General features: G+C 59.2%; 19 protein-coding genes. 5 read left to right on the plus strand and 14 right to left on the minus strand.

The genetic code is table 11. The annotated features are described in order from the left end of the window. Positions 1-31: 31 nt before the first annotated feature. Positions 32-898, plus strand: coding sequence for an acyl-CoA thioesterase (locus tag ACZ1HM_RS01370; RefSeq protein WP_472740771.1), 867 nt, complete (start codon positions 32-34; stop codon positions 896-898). Between the two features lie 25 nt (positions 899-923). Here the strand turns inward: ACZ1HM_RS01370 and ACZ1HM_RS01375 are convergent, their stop codons facing one another. The 8 genes from ACZ1HM_RS01375 to rpiB all read right to left on the minus strand — a co-directional run bounded on the left by ACZ1HM_RS01375 (position 924) and on the right by rpiB (position 8,981). Beyond that, positions 924-1,967 carry an alpha/beta hydrolase gene (locus ACZ1HM_RS01375; protein WP_472740772.1) on the minus strand — a complete coding sequence of 348 codons (1,044 nt, stop codon included), beginning with the start codon at positions 1,965-1,967 and terminating at the stop codon, positions 924-926. 65 nt (positions 1,968-2,032) lie between these two features. Further along, the gene (locus ACZ1HM_RS01380) at positions 2,033-2,404 is read right to left on the minus strand and encodes a VOC family protein (RefSeq protein WP_472740774.1); all 372 of its coding nucleotides are present in this window, start codon (positions 2,402-2,404) and stop codon (positions 2,033-2,035) included. Between the two features lie 62 nt (positions 2,405-2,466). After that, positions 2,467-3,240 carry an SDR family oxidoreductase gene (locus tag ACZ1HM_RS01385; RefSeq protein WP_472740776.1) on the minus strand — a complete coding sequence of 258 codons (774 nt, stop codon included), beginning with the start codon at positions 3,238-3,240 and terminating at the stop codon, positions 2,467-2,469. A 7-nt stretch (positions 3,241-3,247) separates the two neighbouring features. Next, positions 3,248-4,561: an acyl-CoA dehydrogenase family protein gene (locus ACZ1HM_RS01390; RefSeq protein WP_472740777.1), complete on the minus strand. Its 1,314-nt coding sequence runs from the start codon at positions 4,559-4,561 to the stop codon at positions 3,248-3,250. A 15-nt stretch (positions 4,562-4,576) separates the two neighbouring features. Continuing rightward, the gene (locus ACZ1HM_RS01395) at positions 4,577-5,359 is read right to left on the minus strand and encodes an enoyl-CoA hydratase-related protein (RefSeq protein WP_472740779.1); all 783 of its coding nucleotides are present in this window, start codon (positions 5,357-5,359) and stop codon (positions 4,577-4,579) included. After that, positions 5,356-6,645 (minus strand): 3-hydroxyacyl-CoA dehydrogenase, encoded by a 1,290-nt coding sequence (locus ACZ1HM_RS01400; RefSeq protein ID WP_472740781.1) that lies wholly within the window; start codon positions 6,643-6,645, stop codon positions 5,356-5,358. The genes ACZ1HM_RS01395 and ACZ1HM_RS01400 overlap by 4 nt, the downstream gene beginning before the upstream one ends. Beyond that, a complete protein-coding gene (locus tag ACZ1HM_RS01405) occupies positions 6,642-8,339 on the minus strand; it encodes a class I adenylate-forming enzyme family protein (RefSeq protein ID WP_472740783.1) in 1,698 nt (565 codons plus the stop codon). Before ACZ1HM_RS01405 ends, ACZ1HM_RS01400 begins: the two co-directional genes overlap by 4 nt. A 210-nt stretch (positions 8,340-8,549) precedes the next feature. Then, positions 8,550-8,981, minus strand: a complete 432-nt coding sequence (gene rpiB, locus ACZ1HM_RS01410; protein ID WP_472740785.1) for a ribose 5-phosphate isomerase B — start codon at positions 8,979-8,981, stop codon at positions 8,550-8,552. 220 nt (positions 8,982-9,201) lie between these two features. Here rpiB and ACZ1HM_RS01415 point away from each other — a divergent pair, with 220 nt between their 5' ends. Next, complete coding sequence (locus tag ACZ1HM_RS01415; protein WP_472740787.1) at positions 9,202-9,543, plus strand: DUF2853 family protein; 342 nt, start codon at positions 9,202-9,204, stop codon at positions 9,541-9,543. 325 nt (positions 9,544-9,868) lie between these two features. Here ACZ1HM_RS01415 and ACZ1HM_RS01420 read toward each other — a convergent pair whose 3' ends face one another. From ACZ1HM_RS01420 to tsaD, 5 genes are read right to left on the minus strand one after another with little or no spacing between them, the layout of a single operon-like run. After that, positions 9,869-10,261 (minus strand): DUF1761 domain-containing protein, encoded by a 393-nt coding sequence (locus ACZ1HM_RS01420; protein ID WP_472740789.1) that lies wholly within the window; start codon positions 10,259-10,261, stop codon positions 9,869-9,871. Positions 10,262-10,314: 53 nt separating this feature from the next. Continuing rightward, a complete protein-coding gene (locus ACZ1HM_RS01425; RefSeq protein WP_472740791.1) occupies positions 10,315-10,734 on the minus strand; it encodes an EVE domain-containing protein in 420 nt (139 codons plus the stop codon). Next, complete coding sequence (locus tag ACZ1HM_RS01430) at positions 10,734-11,006, minus strand: YciI family protein (protein ID WP_472740793.1); 273 nt, start codon at positions 11,004-11,006, stop codon at positions 10,734-10,736. The genes ACZ1HM_RS01425 and ACZ1HM_RS01430 overlap by 1 nt, the downstream gene beginning before the upstream one ends. Before the next feature lies 1 nt (position 11,007). Continuing rightward, entirely contained in the window at positions 11,008-11,961 is a 954-nt protein-coding gene (locus ACZ1HM_RS01435; protein ID WP_472740794.1) for an NAD(P)H-dependent glycerol-3-phosphate dehydrogenase, read from the minus strand. Beyond that, positions 11,958-13,049, minus strand: a complete 1,092-nt coding sequence (tsaD, locus tag ACZ1HM_RS01440; RefSeq protein ID WP_472740796.1) for a tRNA (adenosine(37)-N6)-threonylcarbamoyltransferase complex transferase subunit TsaD — start codon at positions 13,047-13,049, stop codon at positions 11,958-11,960. The genes ACZ1HM_RS01435 and tsaD overlap by 4 nt, the downstream gene beginning before the upstream one ends. 48 nt (positions 13,050-13,097) lie before the next feature. On the opposite strand from tsaD, the gene ACZ1HM_RS01445 reads away from it, so the two are divergent. After that, on the plus strand, positions 13,098-13,826 hold the full coding sequence (locus tag ACZ1HM_RS01445) for a uroporphyrinogen-III synthase (protein ID WP_472740797.1): 729 nt from the start codon (positions 13,098-13,100) through the stop codon (positions 13,824-13,826). 191 nt (positions 13,827-14,017) lie between these two features. Here ACZ1HM_RS01445 and ACZ1HM_RS01450 read toward each other — a convergent pair whose 3' ends face one another. Continuing rightward, entirely contained in the window at positions 14,018-14,449 is a 432-nt protein-coding gene (locus tag ACZ1HM_RS01450) for a hypothetical protein (protein ID WP_472740798.1), read from the minus strand. On the opposite strand from ACZ1HM_RS01450, the gene ACZ1HM_RS01455 reads away from it, so the two are divergent. Both ACZ1HM_RS01455 and ACZ1HM_RS01460 read left to right on the plus strand, forming a co-directional pair. Beyond that, positions 14,436-15,275, plus strand: a complete 840-nt coding sequence (locus tag ACZ1HM_RS01455) for a COG4223 family protein (protein WP_472740799.1) — start codon at positions 14,436-14,438, stop codon at positions 15,273-15,275. The two genes, ACZ1HM_RS01450 and ACZ1HM_RS01455, sit on opposite strands and share 14 nt — an antisense overlap. Positions 15,276-15,288: 13 nt before the next feature. Next, entirely contained in the window at positions 15,289-16,767 is a 1,479-nt protein-coding gene (locus tag ACZ1HM_RS01460; RefSeq protein WP_472740801.1) for a heme biosynthesis HemY N-terminal domain-containing protein, read from the plus strand. Positions 16,768-16,783 lie beyond the last annotated feature (16 nt).

Raw genomic sequence — 16,783 nt, forward strand, 5'->3', positions numbered from 1 at the left:
GTGGCCCTAAACCTCAAGAAAGAGGATCGGAATGACCCCTGCCGAAGAACTGCTGAACCTGCTCGATATTGAACAACTTGAAGTGGATCTGTTCCGTGGCGTGGGCGGCGGCGGTGAAACCTCAACCCGGATTTTCGGGGGGCATGTGATTGCCCAGGCGCTGATGGCCGCCTACCGCACGGTTGAGGGGCGGCTGTGCCATTCGCTGCATGCCTATTTCATCCGGCCCGGTGATCCTGCCATCCCGGTGATCTATCAGGTCGACCGCGCCCGAGACGGGGGCAGTTTCACCACCCGCCGCGTTGTGGCCATTCAGCATGGCAAACAAATCTTCAACATGTCCGCGTCGTTTCATGTGCAAGAGGACGGCTGGGAATATCAGCACCCGATGAAGGATGTGGGCAAACCTGAGGAGTGGCCAAACCGCGAAGAGCTGCGCGCCCAGCATGCCGATCGTTTTCCCGAAAAGCACCGCGCAGATTTCATGCGTAAGCGCCCCATTGAGCTGCGTGAAGTTGCGCCGCGTGATTTCTTTGATCCTGAGGTGGCCAGTGACGACAACCAGCTTTGGTTCCGCATGGAGGCCGCACGGGGGCAAAGCCCCGAGATGCAGCATTGTCTGCTGGCTTATGCGTCTGACATGAACTTGCTGGGCTCATCGTTGCGGCCACACGGGCTGACCTGGTTTCAGGGCAAGGTCATGACAGCAAGCCTTGATCACGCGATGTGGTTTCACGCGCCTATCGAGTTTTCGGATTGGCATCTTTATGATCTGGACGCCCCGTGGACCGGGGGCGCGCGCGGATTTAACAGGGGCGCGATTTATGCGCAGGATGGCCAATTGGTGGCCAGCGTGGCGCAAGAAGGGTTGATGCGGCCGTTGAAGCCTAAAGCCTAAAGCCTAAGGGCTGAGCGGGCCGCGCTCACCTGAACCCAGCCAGATTGACCACACCATCAAAGCGGCGCACGCCGGGCGGCGGCCCTTGGCCTTGCCCAAGCCGTTTCAGGATCGCAATCGCATCGGGTGAGGTGAAAGGCACGTTATGGCTGCTGCCGCCGGTGGACAGATCACTGGTATCTATCACAATAACGGGCAGATCTTTGACCGCTTTGCGGTCTGTCTCAGACCCTAACCTGTTGGTGCGCCCCGTCAAAAGCGCTGCAAGGCGCAGCGCGCGATCTTGCTCAGCTGCGAGGATTGCTGTGTTGGTAGGCAAGGTCTTGATCCGGGAAGCCTGGGTATAAAACAGCTCCCCATCTATGTCGGGCGAGACCATGAAAAGGCCCGCGATTTTTTGGCCGACGTCCACTGAACCTGAGATTTCGATCTGGCGGAGCGTTTCCATCACCAGAAAGCTGCCCATGGAATGGGCCAAAATCTCAATCTTGCGCCCAGGCTCACGGGTCAGGGCAATGATCACCTGCTCCAATTGATCGCGTGAGATCAGCACGCTGTCCCGATCATAAAGGTATCCCTGCGGCGTGCTGGCGGATGGCCATGAAAACAAGACAGTGGGCGAAGGGACATCAAAGTCATGGGCGATTTGCGCCATCTGATAGACCGCTTCGCCGTGGGTGTAGTTATACCCGTGCACAAAAAGCATCGTGGTGCCGGTCCGCGCCGTATCGGCGCGCGCGACCTGGCGCGCAAACTGCTGCGCTGAGCCAAAGGTATCGGACCCCACGGTGACAAAATCGGTGCGCGCCACAGCGGCACCATCCGGCCATTCAATCTGTCCGGTTTGATGGGTGGGCGGCACAGCGACATCGTAGCGTTCGAAGGTTATTTTGTCTGGCCGTGGGGGCAGGCGTTGACCGTCACTCGGCGGTTGGGTGGCGCGAAACTTTGCCACCCAAATATCGTGCACCGTGCTTTGGGCATCTGGCTGAGCATAGCCGATATCACCCCGCGGTGTGCAGGCAATAAGGCCGATAAGGGCAACCAGAATGAGTGTCAGTCGGTACATGAAACAGCGGGAGCGGAGCGATATCTGAGCCTAGTTGCGCAGATTAGCGCCACCACCGCAAGGCATCATCCAAAGACGAAAAAGCAGATCTTGTTGCCATCCGGGTCGCGCGCATATGCGCCATAAAACCGATCCGGGATGCGCTGGCCGGGGGCCCCTTCGTCTGATCCACCAAGTTCCAGCGCGCGGGCATGCATGGTGTCGGCGTCTTCTTTGCTTTTGGCGGTGAAGGCAATCATCGTGCCGTTGCCGGGATGCGGATCACCTTCATCATAGGGTTTGCACACGGCCAGCATGGGCTGATCCCGCGCAACTGAGATAAAGGCGATGCGCCCCAGGTCGGTGATGATCTTGGCACCTTTTTCTGCAAACAGGTCCGTATAGAACGCCTTGGAACGCTCAATGTCATTGGTGCCGATGGTCACATAACCGATCATAATTGGCTCCTCCCTTTCAAAGTGTGGTTGAGGCCGCTTTTTCGGCGGCGCTTTGGCTTTGTTCAGTCCGGTAGCGGGTCAAACTGGCGGTTCAGTTTGCGCATCCCAGCGATCCAGCGGTCATAATCTGCTGTTTTGTGCCGCATGTAATCCAGCACCTGAGGGTGGGGCAGGATCAGGAACGTTTCCTCGCGGATGGCGTCGATGCACATCTGGGCGACGGGCTCAGGCTCTAACATGCCGTCAATGGCGGCCACGTGGTCTTCGTGTCCGCGGGTCATTTCGGTGCGCACGGCCTGAGGGCAAAGCACGGATACTTTGATGCCCTGATCCCCATGCGTCATCGCGATCCACTCCGCCAGTCCCACGGCGGCATGTTTGCTGACCCCATAAGAGGCAGAGCCGATCTGGTTCAGCAATCCGGCCGCTGACGCAGTGTTCAACAGATAGCCACCGCCCCGCGCCGCCATCAACGGCACCAGATGGCGGGCGGCCCAGACATGGGACATCACATTGACGTCCCAGACGCGCTGCCAATCGTCGTTTGGGGTTTCCATGCCGCCGCCAACGGCGATCCCGGCGTTGGACCAGAACAGATCAATGGGACCGATGGTTTGCTCCACGCTGTCGATCATATCGGTGATCTGCGTTTCGTTAGAGACATCTACCGCATAGGCCGTCCCGCCCACGGTTTGCGCCGTGGCAAAGGCACCTTCGCCGTTGCGGTCAACGCAGATGACATGTTTGGCCCCTGCATCATGAAACGCAATGCACAGGGCGCGGCCAATACCACTGGCCGCCCCCGTGATGACGCAGATCTTGTCCTTGATCTCCATCTTGTGGCTACCCCATGAACCCGCCAACGGGCTTTGTCAGGATCTCTGCCTTGGCTGCGGCCTGGCGTTCATTGCTGGCTTTGTAGACGTTGACCTCATTGCGGGCGATGACGTGGTGGTGCACCTCATCCGGGCCATCCGCATAGCGCAGGGTGCGTTGCTGGGCGTACATCCCAGACAGCGGGGACCACTGCGAAATGCCTGTGGCACCATGGACCTGCATGGCCTGATCGATGATGTCGCAGACCTGCTCTGGCACCTTGGCCTTGATCATCGACACCCAAATGCGGGCTTCTTTGTTGCCCAGCACGTCCATCGCCTTGGCCGCTTTGAGCACCAGCAAACGCATGGATTCAATCTCAATCTTGGCGCGGCTGATCGTTTCCATGTTCTTACCCAGATCCACGATCTTTTTGCCAAAGGCCACGCGCGACAGGCCGCGTTCGATCATCAGATCAAGCGCCTTTTCCGCCTGCCCGATGGAGCGCATGCAGTGGTGGATGCGGCCAGGCCCCAGGCGCACCTGGCTGATTTCAAAGCCTTTGCCCTCACCCCAGAGGATGTTGCTTTCAGGGACGCGCACGTTTGTGAAGCGGATGTGCATATGCCCGTGCGGTGCATCATCATGGCCAAAGACATGCATTGGCCCCAGGATTTCGACGCCAGGGGTGTCCATCGGCACCAGGATCTGGCTTTGCTGGCGGAAGGGTTCGGCATCGGGTGAGGTTTTGACCATGACGATCATGATCTTGCAGCGCGGATCGCCCGCGCCTGAGATATAGTATTTCTCACCGTTCATGACCCATTCGCCGTTTTCCAGCACCGCTGTCATGCCGATGTTCTTGGCGTCAGATGAGGCTTTGTCAGGCTCTGTCATGGCAAAGGCAGAGCGGATCTCACCCGCCAGCAGGGGTTTGAGCCATTGCTCTTTCTGCTCAGGGGTGCCGATGCGTTCCAGCACCTCCATGTTGCCGGTGTCCGGGGCGGAACAGTTCAGCGTTTCAGATGCCAGGGGGTTTTTGCCAAGCTCAGCGGCGATATAGGCGTAATCGAGGTTTGCAAGCCCCTCCCCCGTTTCCGCATTGGGCAGGAAAAAGTTCCACAGACCGGATTCGCGGGCCTTTTGTTTGGCGCCTTCCAGCAATTCCAACTGGCGCGGGTGATAAGACCAACGGTCTTCTTGTGCCGCGCCCAGGGCGTGGAATTCATCACTGATTGGGTCCACGTTTTCGCGGACATGTTTGATGACGGCGTTGAGAAGCGGCTTGGACTTCTCCGACATCTCAAGGTTATTGAGTTCGAGCGGTTGTATGTCAGACATCTTTTACAGCTTCCTTTACTTGTTCACCCATTGGGGCGCACGTTTTTCGACAAAGGCGTTCACGCCCTCACTAAAGTCTTCGGTTTTGCGCAGGTCATCGAGAACCTCGCGCGAAAAGCCCACGCTTTCGGCCATGCCATCGCGCAGATACATGTCATTCAGCACGCGTTTGGAGGCTTTGACCGCTGAAGGGGACACAGCGCACAGTTCTTCGGCCTTGGCCATTGCTTTGTCCATCAGCGCGTCATGCGGGTGCACGGATGTGACGCAGCCCAGCTCCAACGCCTCTGCAGCTGAAAACGTGCGTCCGGTATAGATCAGCTCTTGGGCGGCCAACCGCCCGATATAGCGCGACAAGCGCTGCACGCCTGAGGCGGCGGCGAAAAAGCCCACCTTCACCTCTGGCAGCGCAAACTTTGCATTCTCAGAGGCCAGGATGATGTCGCAGGACAGTGCGGTTTCAAACCCGCCGCCCATGGCAAATCCATTGACCGCCGCAATGATGGGTTTGTTGAGGTCAAACCGGGAAGACAGCCCCGCGAAACCAGTCTCTGGCATGGGGCGCTTGGGCGTCGCGCCGGATGCCGTTGCCTTGAGATCATTGCCCGCGCTGAACGCCTTGTCGCCCGCACCCGTCAGCACCGCGACCCACAGGTCCTGGTCTGCGGCAAAGTCATCCCAGCAATCGGACATTTCGTTGTGCATATCCACATGCACCGCGTTGTAGACCTCTGGCCGGTTCATGGTGACCACAAGGATGTGGCCCTTTTTCTCTGCGGTGATGAATTCGTAGCTCATACTTTCAGCCCTCCGGTATCAATCTCAGTGAATTTGCCACCCGACGCGGCCAGGGCCCGCAGGGTGTCAGCTGGCGCGAATTTGGCATCCTCTGCGCCCAGTTTTTCCATCCGGTTCAGCACGGCCTTGGCGCCAACCATATCGCCATAGAACATCGGCCCGCCTTTGTCGGCAGGCCAGCCGTATCCGTTCAGCCAGACCACATCGACGTCAGAGGGGCGCTGGGCCTTGTTTTCTTCGAGGATTTTCACCGCCTCGTTGATCATGGGATAGATGCAGATCTCAATGATCTCATCCGCGCTCATCGTCGTAGGTTTGGCACCGGTGATGTCTTTGATGATGCCAGCGGTTATGTCTGAAGGGATCGGTTTGCGGGCATCGTCATAATCGTAATACCCCGCCTTGGTCTTCTGCCCGCGCCGGTCCATTTCGCAAAGCGCATCCCGAACCGGATCGTTCGTTTTCGCGCCCTTTGACCAACCGATATCAAGCCCGGCCAGATCCATCATCTGGAACGGCCCCATCTTGTGACCAAAAGCGTTAAAGGCCGCGTCCACGTCCCAAGGCATCACCCCCTGCCGCAGCAGTTTGCCCGCCTGATCCTGCCTGGCAAATAACATGCGGTTGCCCACAAATCCGGGGCATACCCCGACCAAAGCGGCGACTTTGTTGATGTCTTTGGCCAGCGCCATGCAGGTTGCGACAACATCATCGGCGGTATGTTTGGCGCGGACGATTTCCAACAGCTTCATCACGTTGGCCGGGGAAAAGAAATGCAGGCCAATGACATCCGCAGGGCGTTTTGTCATGGCGGCGATTTCGTCGATATTCAGCGCAGAGGTGTTCGTGGCCAGGATCGCACCAGGTTTCATGACCTCGTCCAGCTCAGAAAAGATCTTGCGCTTGAGCTCCATGTTTTCAAACACGGCTTCAATGATCAGATCGCAATCGGCCAAATCTGCGATGGACAAGGTGCCGGTAAACCGGCCCATCCTGGCCTCAACCTCATCCTGGGGAAAGCGGCCCTTGTCAGCGGAACGTTGGTAATTGCCACGCACAACCGCCAGCCCTCGGTCCAGACCTTCTTGGGTGGCGTCGACAATTTTCACCGGGATGCCCGCGGTTGCAAAGTTCATCGCAATGCCGCCGCCCATGGTGCCTGCGCCGATGATGCCGACACTTTTGACAGGTCGGTGCGCCAAGCCTTCGGGCAAGTTCGGCACGTCCCAGGCCGCAGCCCCCGCGGCTGCGATATAGGCACCGATTTCTTCTGTTGTTGCTGTCATGCTTTGGCCTTCTCATCTTCTAAACAGGCCGCACGGATTGCGCGGCGGTCAATCTTATCCGTTGCCCCGCGCGTCAGAGGATCTGACTGCATCCAAAGATGCGCGGGAATTTTGAAACTGGCGATGTGCTGGGACAGAAAGGTGGTGATATCCGTGGCATCCACCGTCGCGCCGGGGCGCATTTGGACGGCGGCGCCGACCGCCTCTCCCAGCCGTTCATCGGGGACCGAAAAAGCCGCTGCTTCCAGCACATCGGGGTGTCGGTGCAGCGCACCTTCCACATCCAAGCAGGCGATGTTTTCACCGCCCCGGATGATGATGTTCTTTTTGCGATCAAGGATGGTGACAAAACCGTCGTCATCCAGCACCCCAAGATCACCGGTGCGCAGCCAGCCGTCCTGCAACACCTCTGCGGTGGCCTCGGGTTTGTTGAGGTAGCACCGCATGATCTGCGGACCTTTGACGGCAATCTCGCCCATGGTGCCATTTGGCAGCGCTTGGCCGGCGTCATCCAGGATCGCCAGCTCTTGCACAGGGGGATGCAGCTTGCCTGCGGTATCGGGGCGGTCTTTGTATTCATCGCCGATCAGACCCAGACCCAGCGCATTGGTTTCCGTCATGCCCCAGCCCGTGGCAATGCCCGCATTGGGGAACACCTTTGCGAGTTGTTCAACCTGGGCTGCGGGCCGTTTGGCCCCGCCTGCGCCCAGATAATCAAGGCTGGGCAAGGTCTCACCCAGACGCTTGGCCGCTTGCATCAGTTCGGCAGATTGCGTCGGCACTCCAAGAAAGCGCGTGATCTGGTGATCTTTGATCAGACGCACAGCCACCTCAGCATCCCATTTGTCCATCAGCGTCAGCTTGGCCCCGGCAGGCAAGCTGAGCAGAAAGAGAGGGTGTGTCGCCGTGACATGAAACAACGGTGTCACCACCAGCGCCGAGGGGCGCGGGGCTTCGGGCGCGCCGGGGGCGGGTGGATCTACCAGCGGCTGGATGGCGGCCTGCAACAACCAGGAGAACACAGCATTTACGGCCCCCCGGTGGGTTTGCACCACGCCTTTGGGATGGCCCGTGGTGCCTGAGGAATACATCACTGCAAAATCATCATCGGTTTCAATGGCAACCTCGGGTGCGGTGTCTGATCTGGCACCATCCCGCAGCGAAGCGTAGCTGTGTTGAACCGTCCCTTCGCCGTCGCGCACACCGATCAGGGTAAGGCCAAGGGGTGCCTGCAGGGGGAGCAGTCGTTCCAGACGGGGGCCATCGGCAAAAACCACATCCGCTTTGCTATCTTCCAGGGCATACCGCAGCTCTTCCGTGGTCCACCAGGCGTTCAGGAATACAGCGACCCCTCCCATCGCAGAGATGGCCAGAACCAGCGCCAAAAGCTCAGGGTAATTCCGCATCGCAACGGCCACCCGCGCGCCGGGCTTCAGGCCAAAGTCATCCTGCAGGACGTGGGCCATGCGGTACACTTCCGCTGTGAATTCGGCGTAAGTCAGGCTTTCCGCGCCGAAAGCAAGGTATTCAAGCTGGCCGTCTCCGTGACGCGCCCACCCTGCCGTCAAAAGCCCAGGCACGCTGGTGGGGATGTTCTGGAACGCTTTGACCGTCACACCGCGCACTTGAACGTCCGACACCGCGAAGGTGGGATCGTTTGCCAGCACATGGCGGACGGCCTCATCGGATGTCATCGCCGTCACAGCTTACTAACGTCAAATTGCATAAATCCTCCCAACGGGCACCCGCTCTCCCCAGCGGGGTCGCCCTTTGGGCAAGACTAGGCAGATCACTTGGGGCTGCCAATACCGCAGACCGGAACAACATTCCGCAACAGGACCAGTTTTGGCAAACTGACGTAGCGTTTCTAGATCACCGGCGCGCACGTTGGCCCTGGTGCCTCGTTAAAGGCCGTCGATTTTCTCAATCCGTCGTTGGTGGCGCCCGCCTTCATAGGGGGTGGTCAGCCAAGTTGTGACGATATCGGCCAGGGTGTCCTCTGGGATCATCCGTTCGCCTAAGGACAGCACATTGGCATCGTTGTGCCGGCGCGCCATTTCTGCGGACAGCACATTCCAGCACAAAGAGCATCGTACACCAGCAACGCGGTTGGCGGCCATCGCCTCTCCGTTCCCAGAGCCACCCAGAACAATGCCACGCTCATAGGTGCCTGCGGCCACGGCGCGGGCGACGGGAAAGATAAAGTCAGGATAGTCGCATGACGCATCAGAGAATGTGCCAAAATCCTCAACCTCATGCCCTTGGTCTGAGAGCAGCTCTTTGATTTTTTCCTTATACGCAAAGCCTGCGTGGTCTGTGCCGATCGCGATTTTCATGGGATGTCCTGTGGGGCAAATGATCTGCCGGTATGTTGCATTCCCGTGCACCCAGCACAACTGCAACCCGGCGGAGGGGGTGGTGTTTTTGCGCTGTTGGCACCTTGTCGCCTTGGGGGGAAAGGCCCGCCAAATTTTCCCTTTGTCGGCAGTAAAATTGCCAGTAGGCTCCGGTCCGAGGTCAGAACCTTCTGATCAGCCAACAGGTGGGAGAAAGCTTATGGGCAAGAGAGATGAATGGATCGCCAAATACGCGGACGATCTGACAAACAAATGCGGCATGACGCCAGACATGGACCTTTTGACAAAGGTGACCATTGGTTGCGGTCCGTCCATTTATAATGCAGACGCACAAACCGTTGCCGCAGGGCAGGAAAGTGAGCTTGAGACCGTCAAGAACAACTTCCTGATCAAGAAGCTGGGCTTGGCTGACGGGCCTGAGTTGATGGAAGCGATCAACTCTGTGATCGAAACATACGGCAAATCCGAGCGGAACAAGTACCGTGCGGTTGTCTATTACATGCTGACAAAGCACTTCGGCAAAGAAGCCGTTTACGGCTGATCCTTTGCCATGCAAGTTGCGATGCGCCCGTCTGATGTTCAGAGGGGCGCTTTGCTTTTGAGATAACTTGCGCGCATGAAAAGCTTGGGGCGTGCGGCATGATCTGCTATCCCCACCTTTGCGGCCAGGATGGCCAGAACAGGTTTCGAACGTGTGTGGTGGATGTGGAGCACGCGGGGTGAAGAGGGTTCTGGCACGGGTGCCGGGACCCTCTTTTTATTTGAGCTTTTCCGCAGGATGTTCGCGCCTTCGGTCGCAACCCCGGCCTGTATTCAAAGCCGGCCTTGAGTTGCGTGATGGTCCCTAAGCGGGACCACCGCCCGCTTTAGAAAAGTGTCAGAACCAACCCGATCACGCCACAGCCAAAGGTCGCATAGCCGCTGTCAATCACGGTCAGCTTGAACGGCCGCTGTCCGTATCCATTGTTGATCATGATCCAGGGGCTGATGAAAAACAGCCCGATGCCAAGCCCGGATATCAGACCTTTCATCGGCGTATCAATGTCGGACAGCACAAAGGTGTGCCGCATCATGCCCGCCACCAGGATCATCGCAACCCCCGCCATCAGGAAGGGCGTGACGGATGGATTAACCGGTTGGCCCTTTTCATCTACTTCGATGCCGGATGCTTCGACCCATGGTTTTTGCAAGGTCATGTACCACGCCGCGCCAAAGGCAAACCCGGCAATTGCCGCGACGATCACAGCCAAGAAACTCATATCTTCCTCCCATTTGGCTACGGGGGAAGTATGACGCGGGAACGGCTTTCTGGCTATGGTTTGGTTTTGCCCATGGCGCAGATGATCTGCCATTCCGCTTCTGTTACGGGCTGCACAGACAAGCGCGAACTTTTAACCAGCACCATATCCGCCAGCGCTGGTTCGGCTTTGATCTGATCCAGGGAAACAGGCTCTACAAAGGGGATCTTGGCCATAATATCCACGCATTCCCAGCGCGGATCCTCTGTGGTGCTGTCGGGGTGTGCCTCTGCGATAACCTCAACAATGCCGACAACGGACTTTTCCTTCATCGAGTGATAAAAGAAACCAAGATCGCCTTTCTTCATCTGACGCATGAAATTCCTGGCCTGGTAATTGCGCACGCCGTCCCATTCTTCACCAGCGGCACCTTTGGCCACCTGATCATCCCAGCCCCAGGTGTTGGGCTCAGATTTGAACAACCAATACGCCATCAGCCAATGACCCTGTTCCAGTGGGTCAGCGTAACAGACGCAAAAACCCCCGCCTTGGCGTAGGGGTCATTTGCGGCCCAGGTTTCGGCTTGCGCCATGTCTTCGACCTCCAGAATGATCAAAGACCCGATCATCGCACCCTCTGCATCCAGCAGCGGCCCGGCCTGTGCCACCTGTGTCGTCGATTTGAGATATTCGAGATGCGCGGGGCGGTTTTCCTGCCGGATCGCAAGCGCGCCGGGTTTGTCATGAGCCATCAATGCTACAAACATGTCATTCTTCCTTTAGAGGTCGGGTAAGCAGCGTCTGCATCGCGGCAGACACATCCAATCGGTGATCCAAAAGCGCAGCAACCGCTGCTGTGATCGGCAAATCCAGGCCGCTGCGCTGGGCAAGTTGGTCCACAGCGCGCGCGGTTGCAGCACCTTCGACGGTGATGCTGTCGGCAAAGTCAGTGCCTTGGCCCAGCGCCAGACCCAGCCGGTAGTTCCGGGACTGGGTCGAGGTGCAGGTCAGCGTCAGATCGCCAAACCCTGACAGCCCGGCCAAGGTGCGTGGATCGGCGCTCAGATGGCTGGCAAGGCGTTGCATCTCCGCAAATCCGCGCGTCATAACGGCCGCCCGCGCGCTTTCGCCCAGGCCCGCGCCCATGGCAGCGCCGCAGGCAATGGCCACAACGTTCTTCAGCGCGCCACCCAACTCAGCGCCAATCGTGTCGGTGGTGCGATAAATCCGCAGGTTTTCCGTGGTGAGCGCTGATTGCAGTGCCTTACCATGATCAGGCAGGCCGCAAGCAAGCGTCAGCGCAGTGGGCAGACCTTTGGCGATGTCGGCGGCAAAGCTGGGACCGGTCAAGATGGCCGGAACGGCGTCTGGCACAGTCTCAGCGATCACGGAAACAGGGCCTTTTCCGGTTCCAATTTCGATCCCCTTGCAGCAGGCGACAAGGGTTTTTGTGCTTATTAGAGCCACATTTTCAGCCAGAAACGCCCGAAGCTGCTGTGTCGGAACCGCCACCAGAAGGATCGTGCTTTGCGCCGCTTGGCTCAGATCTGCGGTGACCCTGATGCCTTGCGGGAACGGGTACCCCGGCAAACGCGCCTTGTTTTCCCGTGCGGAGGCCATATCCCCAACGTTCCGTGCCCAGAGCGTGACCGGCCCCTTGCGGCCCAGCGAAATCGCCAAGGCGGTGCCAAAGGCACCGGAGCCCAAAACAGCGATGCTCATGCCTTGGCCCCCTTTTTGCCGCTGCCCAACATGCTGGGCTGCGACGTGTCCAAGGGCCAGCGCGGGCGGGCTGAAAGGGTCAGATCATCGGGCGGTCGCACATGCGATTGTTCTGCTGCGGCATAGGCAATCATGGCGGCGTTGTCGGTACACAGCGCAAGAGGGGGTGCGATAAATGCAGCGTCATTCTGCGCGGAAACAGTCTCTAACTGACCGCGAATGGTCTGATTTGCCGCAACGCCCCCCGCCACGCACAGGGTTCGCGTGGCATCTGGGGGATATGTTTCAAATGCCCGACGTGTCTTGGCCGCCAGCACATCTGCCACGGCGATTTGAAACCCGGCTGCCAGATCGGATTGGTCTTGTACCGTCAGACCACCTTGGGCCGTCACCAGCCCGTCCCGGGCGCGTAGCACGGCTGTTTTGAGACCTGAAAAGGACATGTCACAGCTTGCCCGATCCAAAAGCGGTCTGGGAAAGGCAAATCGCTTGGGATCGCCCGTCTTCGCGGCCTTTTCAACTGCGGGCCCGCCGGGTTGGCCCAGGCCAATCAGCCGGGCTACTTTGTCAAACGCCTCACCCGGGGCATCGTCAATTGTGCCGCCCAGCCGGTGAAACCTGTCCGGCCCTTCCACCCGCAAGAATTGGCAATGCCCACCGGAGACAAGCAGCATCAGATAGGGATAGGGCACCTGATCCGTCAGCCGAGGCGTCAGCGCATGGCCTGCGAGGTGGTTAACGCCGTAAAGCGGCTTGCCCGTCGCGGCGGAAAGACCCTTGGCGCACATAACGCCTGAAACCACTCCACCAATCAGCCCAGGTCCAGCGGTGACGGCGATGGCATCAATGTCGCAAAGCGCCACATCTGCCTGAGTTAGAGCCTGTTTTACGGCGGTATCCAGCTTTTCAGCATGCGCGCGGGCCGCAATTTCAGGGACGACGCCACCAAAAGCAGCATGCAGATCGGACTGATCGGCGACGATGGAGGACAAGACCGATGCCGGGCCATCCTCAGACACCCGCACAACGGCGGCAGCTGTATCATCACAACTGCTTTCCAGTCCCAGAAAAAGGCGCGGCTGCGGCATTGTGCTTTCCATTGCCAGAGTGTTGATCCGCAGGTAACACCAACTCCCATGGCAAACAATGCTGAGACCTCTGATGAAACGCCTGCGCTGCTGCTGACCCGTCCACGCCAAAGCGCTGAGGCATTCTTGGGCGCAGTGGATGCCAGGCTTTTGGAGGGGCGCGATGTTTGCCTGTCTCCGTTGATTGAAATCCGTAGTTTGCAGTCTGAGGCGGCGATTGGGCCCAAAGACGCGGCGATCTTTACCTCAGCAAGTGCTGTGCCTTTTGCACAAAAAGGGCGTGGGCGGGTGGCCTTTTGCGTGGGCGCGCGCACGGCGGCTGCGGCCGGGGGTGCAGGCTGGCAAATTGGACATATCGCTGAGACGGCAGACGCGTTGGTGAGCCATCTTGTGCGGCTGAGGCCCGATCAGCACATGGTGCATCTGTCCGGTGCGCATAGACGGGGCGACATTGTAGAGCGCCTGTCCCAAGCCGCGCTGTCTGCGTCCCTTAGGGTGGTCTATGAACAGGCGCTCCTGCCCCTTTCGGAGGAGGCTTGCGCGCTGTTGGAGGGGAGCAAAGCAGTCATTATCCCCGTGTTTTCCCCCCGCACGGCGCTGCATCTTGCGCAGACGGCCCCGCAGCTGTCGTCTGCCCACGTCCTGGCCATCAGCGCAGCGGCGGCCGAACCGTTCGGCAAGGTGCAAACCGCGGCCCTGCACGTCGCGCAGGCACCCACGGCAGATCAGATGCGTCAGGGCGTTGAAATACTGTTGCGTGGCCATAGCTTGCCTTGAAGGACGGGCATGTTGACAGGTAAGGTTGACGGGTTGATCCGGTCAGCAACCAGAATCAGAAAGGTCAGCGGAGTGGCTAAAACAACTAAACCTGGGACTGCGGCGAAGAAATCCGCGCCTTCGGACGACAAGGTGTTAAAAGAAACTGACACCTCAACGCCCGAGAAATCGAAGGCGTCGCCTTCTGCCTCTCAGGCTGCAGCCACTTCTGACAAAAGCGCGGAGTCGAAGGGCGCAAAGGCGTCCCATTCCAAGCCGGACGCGAAGGCAACATCTGCCAAACCTGCGTCGAAAACAGCCGAAAAAGCTGAGAGTAAACCGGCGGCAGAACCCGCGAAATCAGCGGCGAGCGCTGCTGCGTCAAAGCCTGCGGCTACCGCTAAGGATGCTAAATCCAAGGACAGCGCGACAAAGCCTGCCTCAGACGCTGTGAAGGCGACCCCTGACAGCAAGGCCACGCCTGAAAAGCCGGAGCCAAAGCCAGCTGCCGCGCAGCCAACACCCGCTGCAGCGCCAGCGCCTGTGCAACCGGAGCCCAAAAGCAGTGGTTTCTGGCCGTTGGTTCTGGGTGGCGTTGTGGCTGCGGTGCTGGGGTTCGTGGCCTCAGAAATGAACTTGCTCAACAGCCGTGAGAATACGGCCGACTTGGAACAAGCGGTGACCGCGCAAGAGGCGCGTCTGGCTGAACTTGAAAGCGCAGAGCCAGCCCCAGTTGAGGTGGATCTTAGCGGCATCGAAACCACCTTGGCTGCGTTTGAAGACACGCTTTCAGCGCTTGAGGCACGTCTGGCCGAGTTGGAAGCCCGGCCTGTTATTGTCACCGATGATGGCGCGTCAGCATCCTATGCGGAGGAACTGGCAAAGCTGGAAAGTTCGGTTGCCACGCAAAGCGCTGAAATTGCGCGCCTGCTGGAGAATGCACAAACCGTCGAAGAAGCCACCGCAAGTGCTGCCCGTGCAGCGGCAGCGCAAACAGCCCTGGCCAAAATCACGGCAGCCATCAGCGATGGCAGCAGCTATGCGGCGGCGATGGCTGAGTTGGAAGCCAGCGGTGTTGCGGATCTTCCACCAGCGCTTGGGGCCTCTGCTGATGACGGCGTGGCGGCTTTGCAAACGCTGCAATCTGATTTCCCGGATGTGGCGCGCGATGCCCTTGCTGCCGCCCGCGCAGTTGGTGGAGACGGTGGTGAGGCTGGCTTGGGTGGGTTCTTGCGACGGCAACTTGGCGCGCGCTCGGTCGCGCCGCGCGAAGGGGATGACCCAGATGCTGTTCTGTCACGCGCCGAAGCTGCCGTGCGCGGCGGGGATATCCCAACGGCGCTTAGCGAAATGGAAGCTCTGCCAGAGGTTGCTCAAGATGCCACAGCGGCATGGCGGGCACAGGCTGCAGCGCGGGCAGATGCCCAGGCGGCTGTTGAAGAACTCTCTCAACGCCTGACGGCAAACTGAGGAATGTGAAGTTATGTTGTGGTCCTTGATTAAGATTATCGTTTTCGTCGCTGCGGTGGCGGCCCTTGCCTGGGGCGCGGGATTTCTGCTGGAAAGCGAAGGCGGCATTCAGGTCACTGTGATGGGGACAGAGTACAGCTTTGGACCGCTCCAGTCCGTGATTGGCATCATCGTTCTGGTGGTCGCCCTTTGGATTTTGTTGAAGCTGATGACCTTGCTGGTGGCCACCTGGCGGTTCCTCAATGGGGATGAAACGGCCCTGTCGCGTTATTTTGACCGCAACCGTGAACGCAAAGGCTATGAGGCGTTGGCAGACGGTCTGATGGCGCTTGCCTCGGGCGAAGGGCGCGTGGCGATGGCCAAGGCGCAGAAGGCGGACAAATACCTGAACAAACCTGCGTTGACCAACCTGCTGACGGCTCAGGCGGCTGAACTGGCGGGGGATAAGCAGACGGCGGAAGCCACCTACCGCAAGTTGGTTGAGCATGAGCCGACACGATTTGTCGGCGTGCGCGGGATCATGAAGCAAAAGTTGGCCGCAGGGGATACGGAAACTGCGTTGATGCTGGCCGAGAAAGCCTTTGCGCTGAAACCCAAGCATGCAGAAACAAGTGACGTTCTGTTGCAGCTTCAGGCCGAAAAAGGCGACTGGAGCGGGGCGCGCAAAACGCTGAGCGCTAAGTTGAAGAACGGCCATTTGCCGCGTGATGTCCACCGCCGCCGCGATGCGGTGCTGGCCCTGTCTGAGGCCAAGGATGTGATTGACGACGACAATGACATCACAGCCCGCGAAGCGGCGATTGAGGCCAACCGCCTGTCTCCCGATCTGATCCCAGCGGCTGTGATGGCAGCGCAGGGTTATATTGATAAGGGCAAGCCACGCTATGCCGCGCGGATCCTGACCAAAGCCTGGACGGCGCAGCCGCATCCCGACCTTGCAGCGGCCTTTGCCGCCATCGCGCCAGATGAAACGCCAAGCGAACGGGTCAAGCGGTTCCGTGCGCTGACCAAATCACAGCCCGATGACCCCGAAACCAAGATGCTGAACGCCGAACTGCACATCGCGGATGAGGATTTTCCAGCCGCGCGGCGCGCTTTGGGTGATCTGGTGGAGACGGATCCGACTGTGCGGTCGCTTACGATTATGGCCGCAATCGAACGGGGCGAGGGCGCAGAGGACCGCGTTGTGCGCGGCTGGCTGGCGCGCGCCGTGACGGCGCCACGTGGCCCGCAATGGATCTGCGAAGTAGATGGCAAAGCCTATCCTGAGTGGGTGCCGGTGACAGACGGTGGCTTTGATACACTGACGTGGAAACGCACGCCGGATGGGGATGCGGGCATGACTTCTACCGCGCAGATGTTGCCGCTGATTGTCGGCCCAGCCGAGGATGAGCCGTTGCCCGCCACAGTGGAAGACATTGAAGAAGCGGAACTTGTGTCAGACGCCGAAGCGGACGGCCCCAAGGAAGAAGCCAAAGCGTCAAACACCTAAACCGGGACCGCGCGCG

It is taken from the genome of Sulfitobacter sp. GN1-4 (assembly GCF_055693825.1).

Excerpts from the sequence above, each read along its gene's own strand:
- ACZ1HM_RS01385 (WP_472740776.1), bottom strand. The coding sequence starts at position 3,240 with ATGGAGATCAAGGACAAGATCTGCGTCATCACGGGGGCGGCCAGTGGT.
- ACZ1HM_RS01425 (WP_472740791.1), bottom strand. The coding sequence starts at position 10,734 with ATGGCGTATTGGTTGTTCAAATCTGAGCCCAACACCTGGGGCTGGGAT.
- ACZ1HM_RS01435 (WP_472740794.1), bottom strand. The coding sequence starts at position 11,961 with ATGAGCATCGCTGTTTTGGGCTCCGGTGCCTTTGGCACCGCCTTGGCG.
- ACZ1HM_RS01455 (WP_472740799.1), top strand. The coding sequence starts at position 14,436 with ATGAACTTGCTCAACAGCCGTGAGAATACGGCCGACTTGGAACAAGCG.
- ACZ1HM_RS01430 (WP_472740793.1), bottom strand. The coding sequence starts at position 11,006 with ATGTTTGTAGCATTGATGGCTCATGACAAACCCGGCGCGCTTGCGATC.
- ACZ1HM_RS01380 (WP_472740774.1), bottom strand. The coding sequence starts at position 2,404 with ATGATCGGTTATGTGACCATCGGCACCAATGACATTGAGCGTTCCAAG.
- ACZ1HM_RS01395 (WP_472740779.1), bottom strand. The coding sequence starts at position 5,359 with ATGAGCTACGAATTCATCACCGCAGAGAAAAAGGGCCACATCCTTGTG.
- ACZ1HM_RS01415 (WP_472740787.1), top strand. The coding sequence starts at position 9,202 with ATGGGCAAGAGAGATGAATGGATCGCCAAATACGCGGACGATCTGACA.
- ACZ1HM_RS01460 (WP_472740801.1), top strand. The coding sequence starts at position 15,289 with ATGTTGTGGTCCTTGATTAAGATTATCGTTTTCGTCGCTGCGGTGGCG.
- ACZ1HM_RS01375 (WP_472740772.1), bottom strand. The coding sequence starts at position 1,967 with ATGTACCGACTGACACTCATTCTGGTTGCCCTTATCGGCCTTATTGCC.
- rpiB (WP_472740785.1), bottom strand. The coding sequence starts at position 8,981 with ATGAAAATCGCGATCGGCACAGACCACGCAGGCTTTGCGTATAAGGAA.
- ACZ1HM_RS01370 (WP_472740771.1), top strand. The coding sequence starts at position 32 with ATGACCCCTGCCGAAGAACTGCTGAACCTGCTCGATATTGAACAACTT.
- ACZ1HM_RS01400 (WP_472740781.1), bottom strand. The coding sequence starts at position 6,645 with ATGACAGCAACAACAGAAGAAATCGGTGCCTATATCGCAGCCGCGGGG.
- ACZ1HM_RS01445 (WP_472740797.1), top strand. The coding sequence starts at position 13,098 with ATGGCAAACAATGCTGAGACCTCTGATGAAACGCCTGCGCTGCTGCTG.
- tsaD (WP_472740796.1), bottom strand. The coding sequence starts at position 13,049 with ATGCCGCAGCCGCGCCTTTTTCTGGGACTGGAAAGCAGTTGTGATGAT.
- ACZ1HM_RS01405 (WP_472740783.1), bottom strand. The coding sequence starts at position 8,339 with ATGACATCCGATGAGGCCGTCCGCCATGTGCTGGCAAACGATCCCACC.
- ACZ1HM_RS01420 (WP_472740789.1), bottom strand. The coding sequence starts at position 10,261 with ATGAGTTTCTTGGCTGTGATCGTCGCGGCAATTGCCGGGTTTGCCTTT.
- ACZ1HM_RS01390 (WP_472740777.1), bottom strand. The coding sequence starts at position 4,561 with ATGTCTGACATACAACCGCTCGAACTCAATAACCTTGAGATGTCGGAG.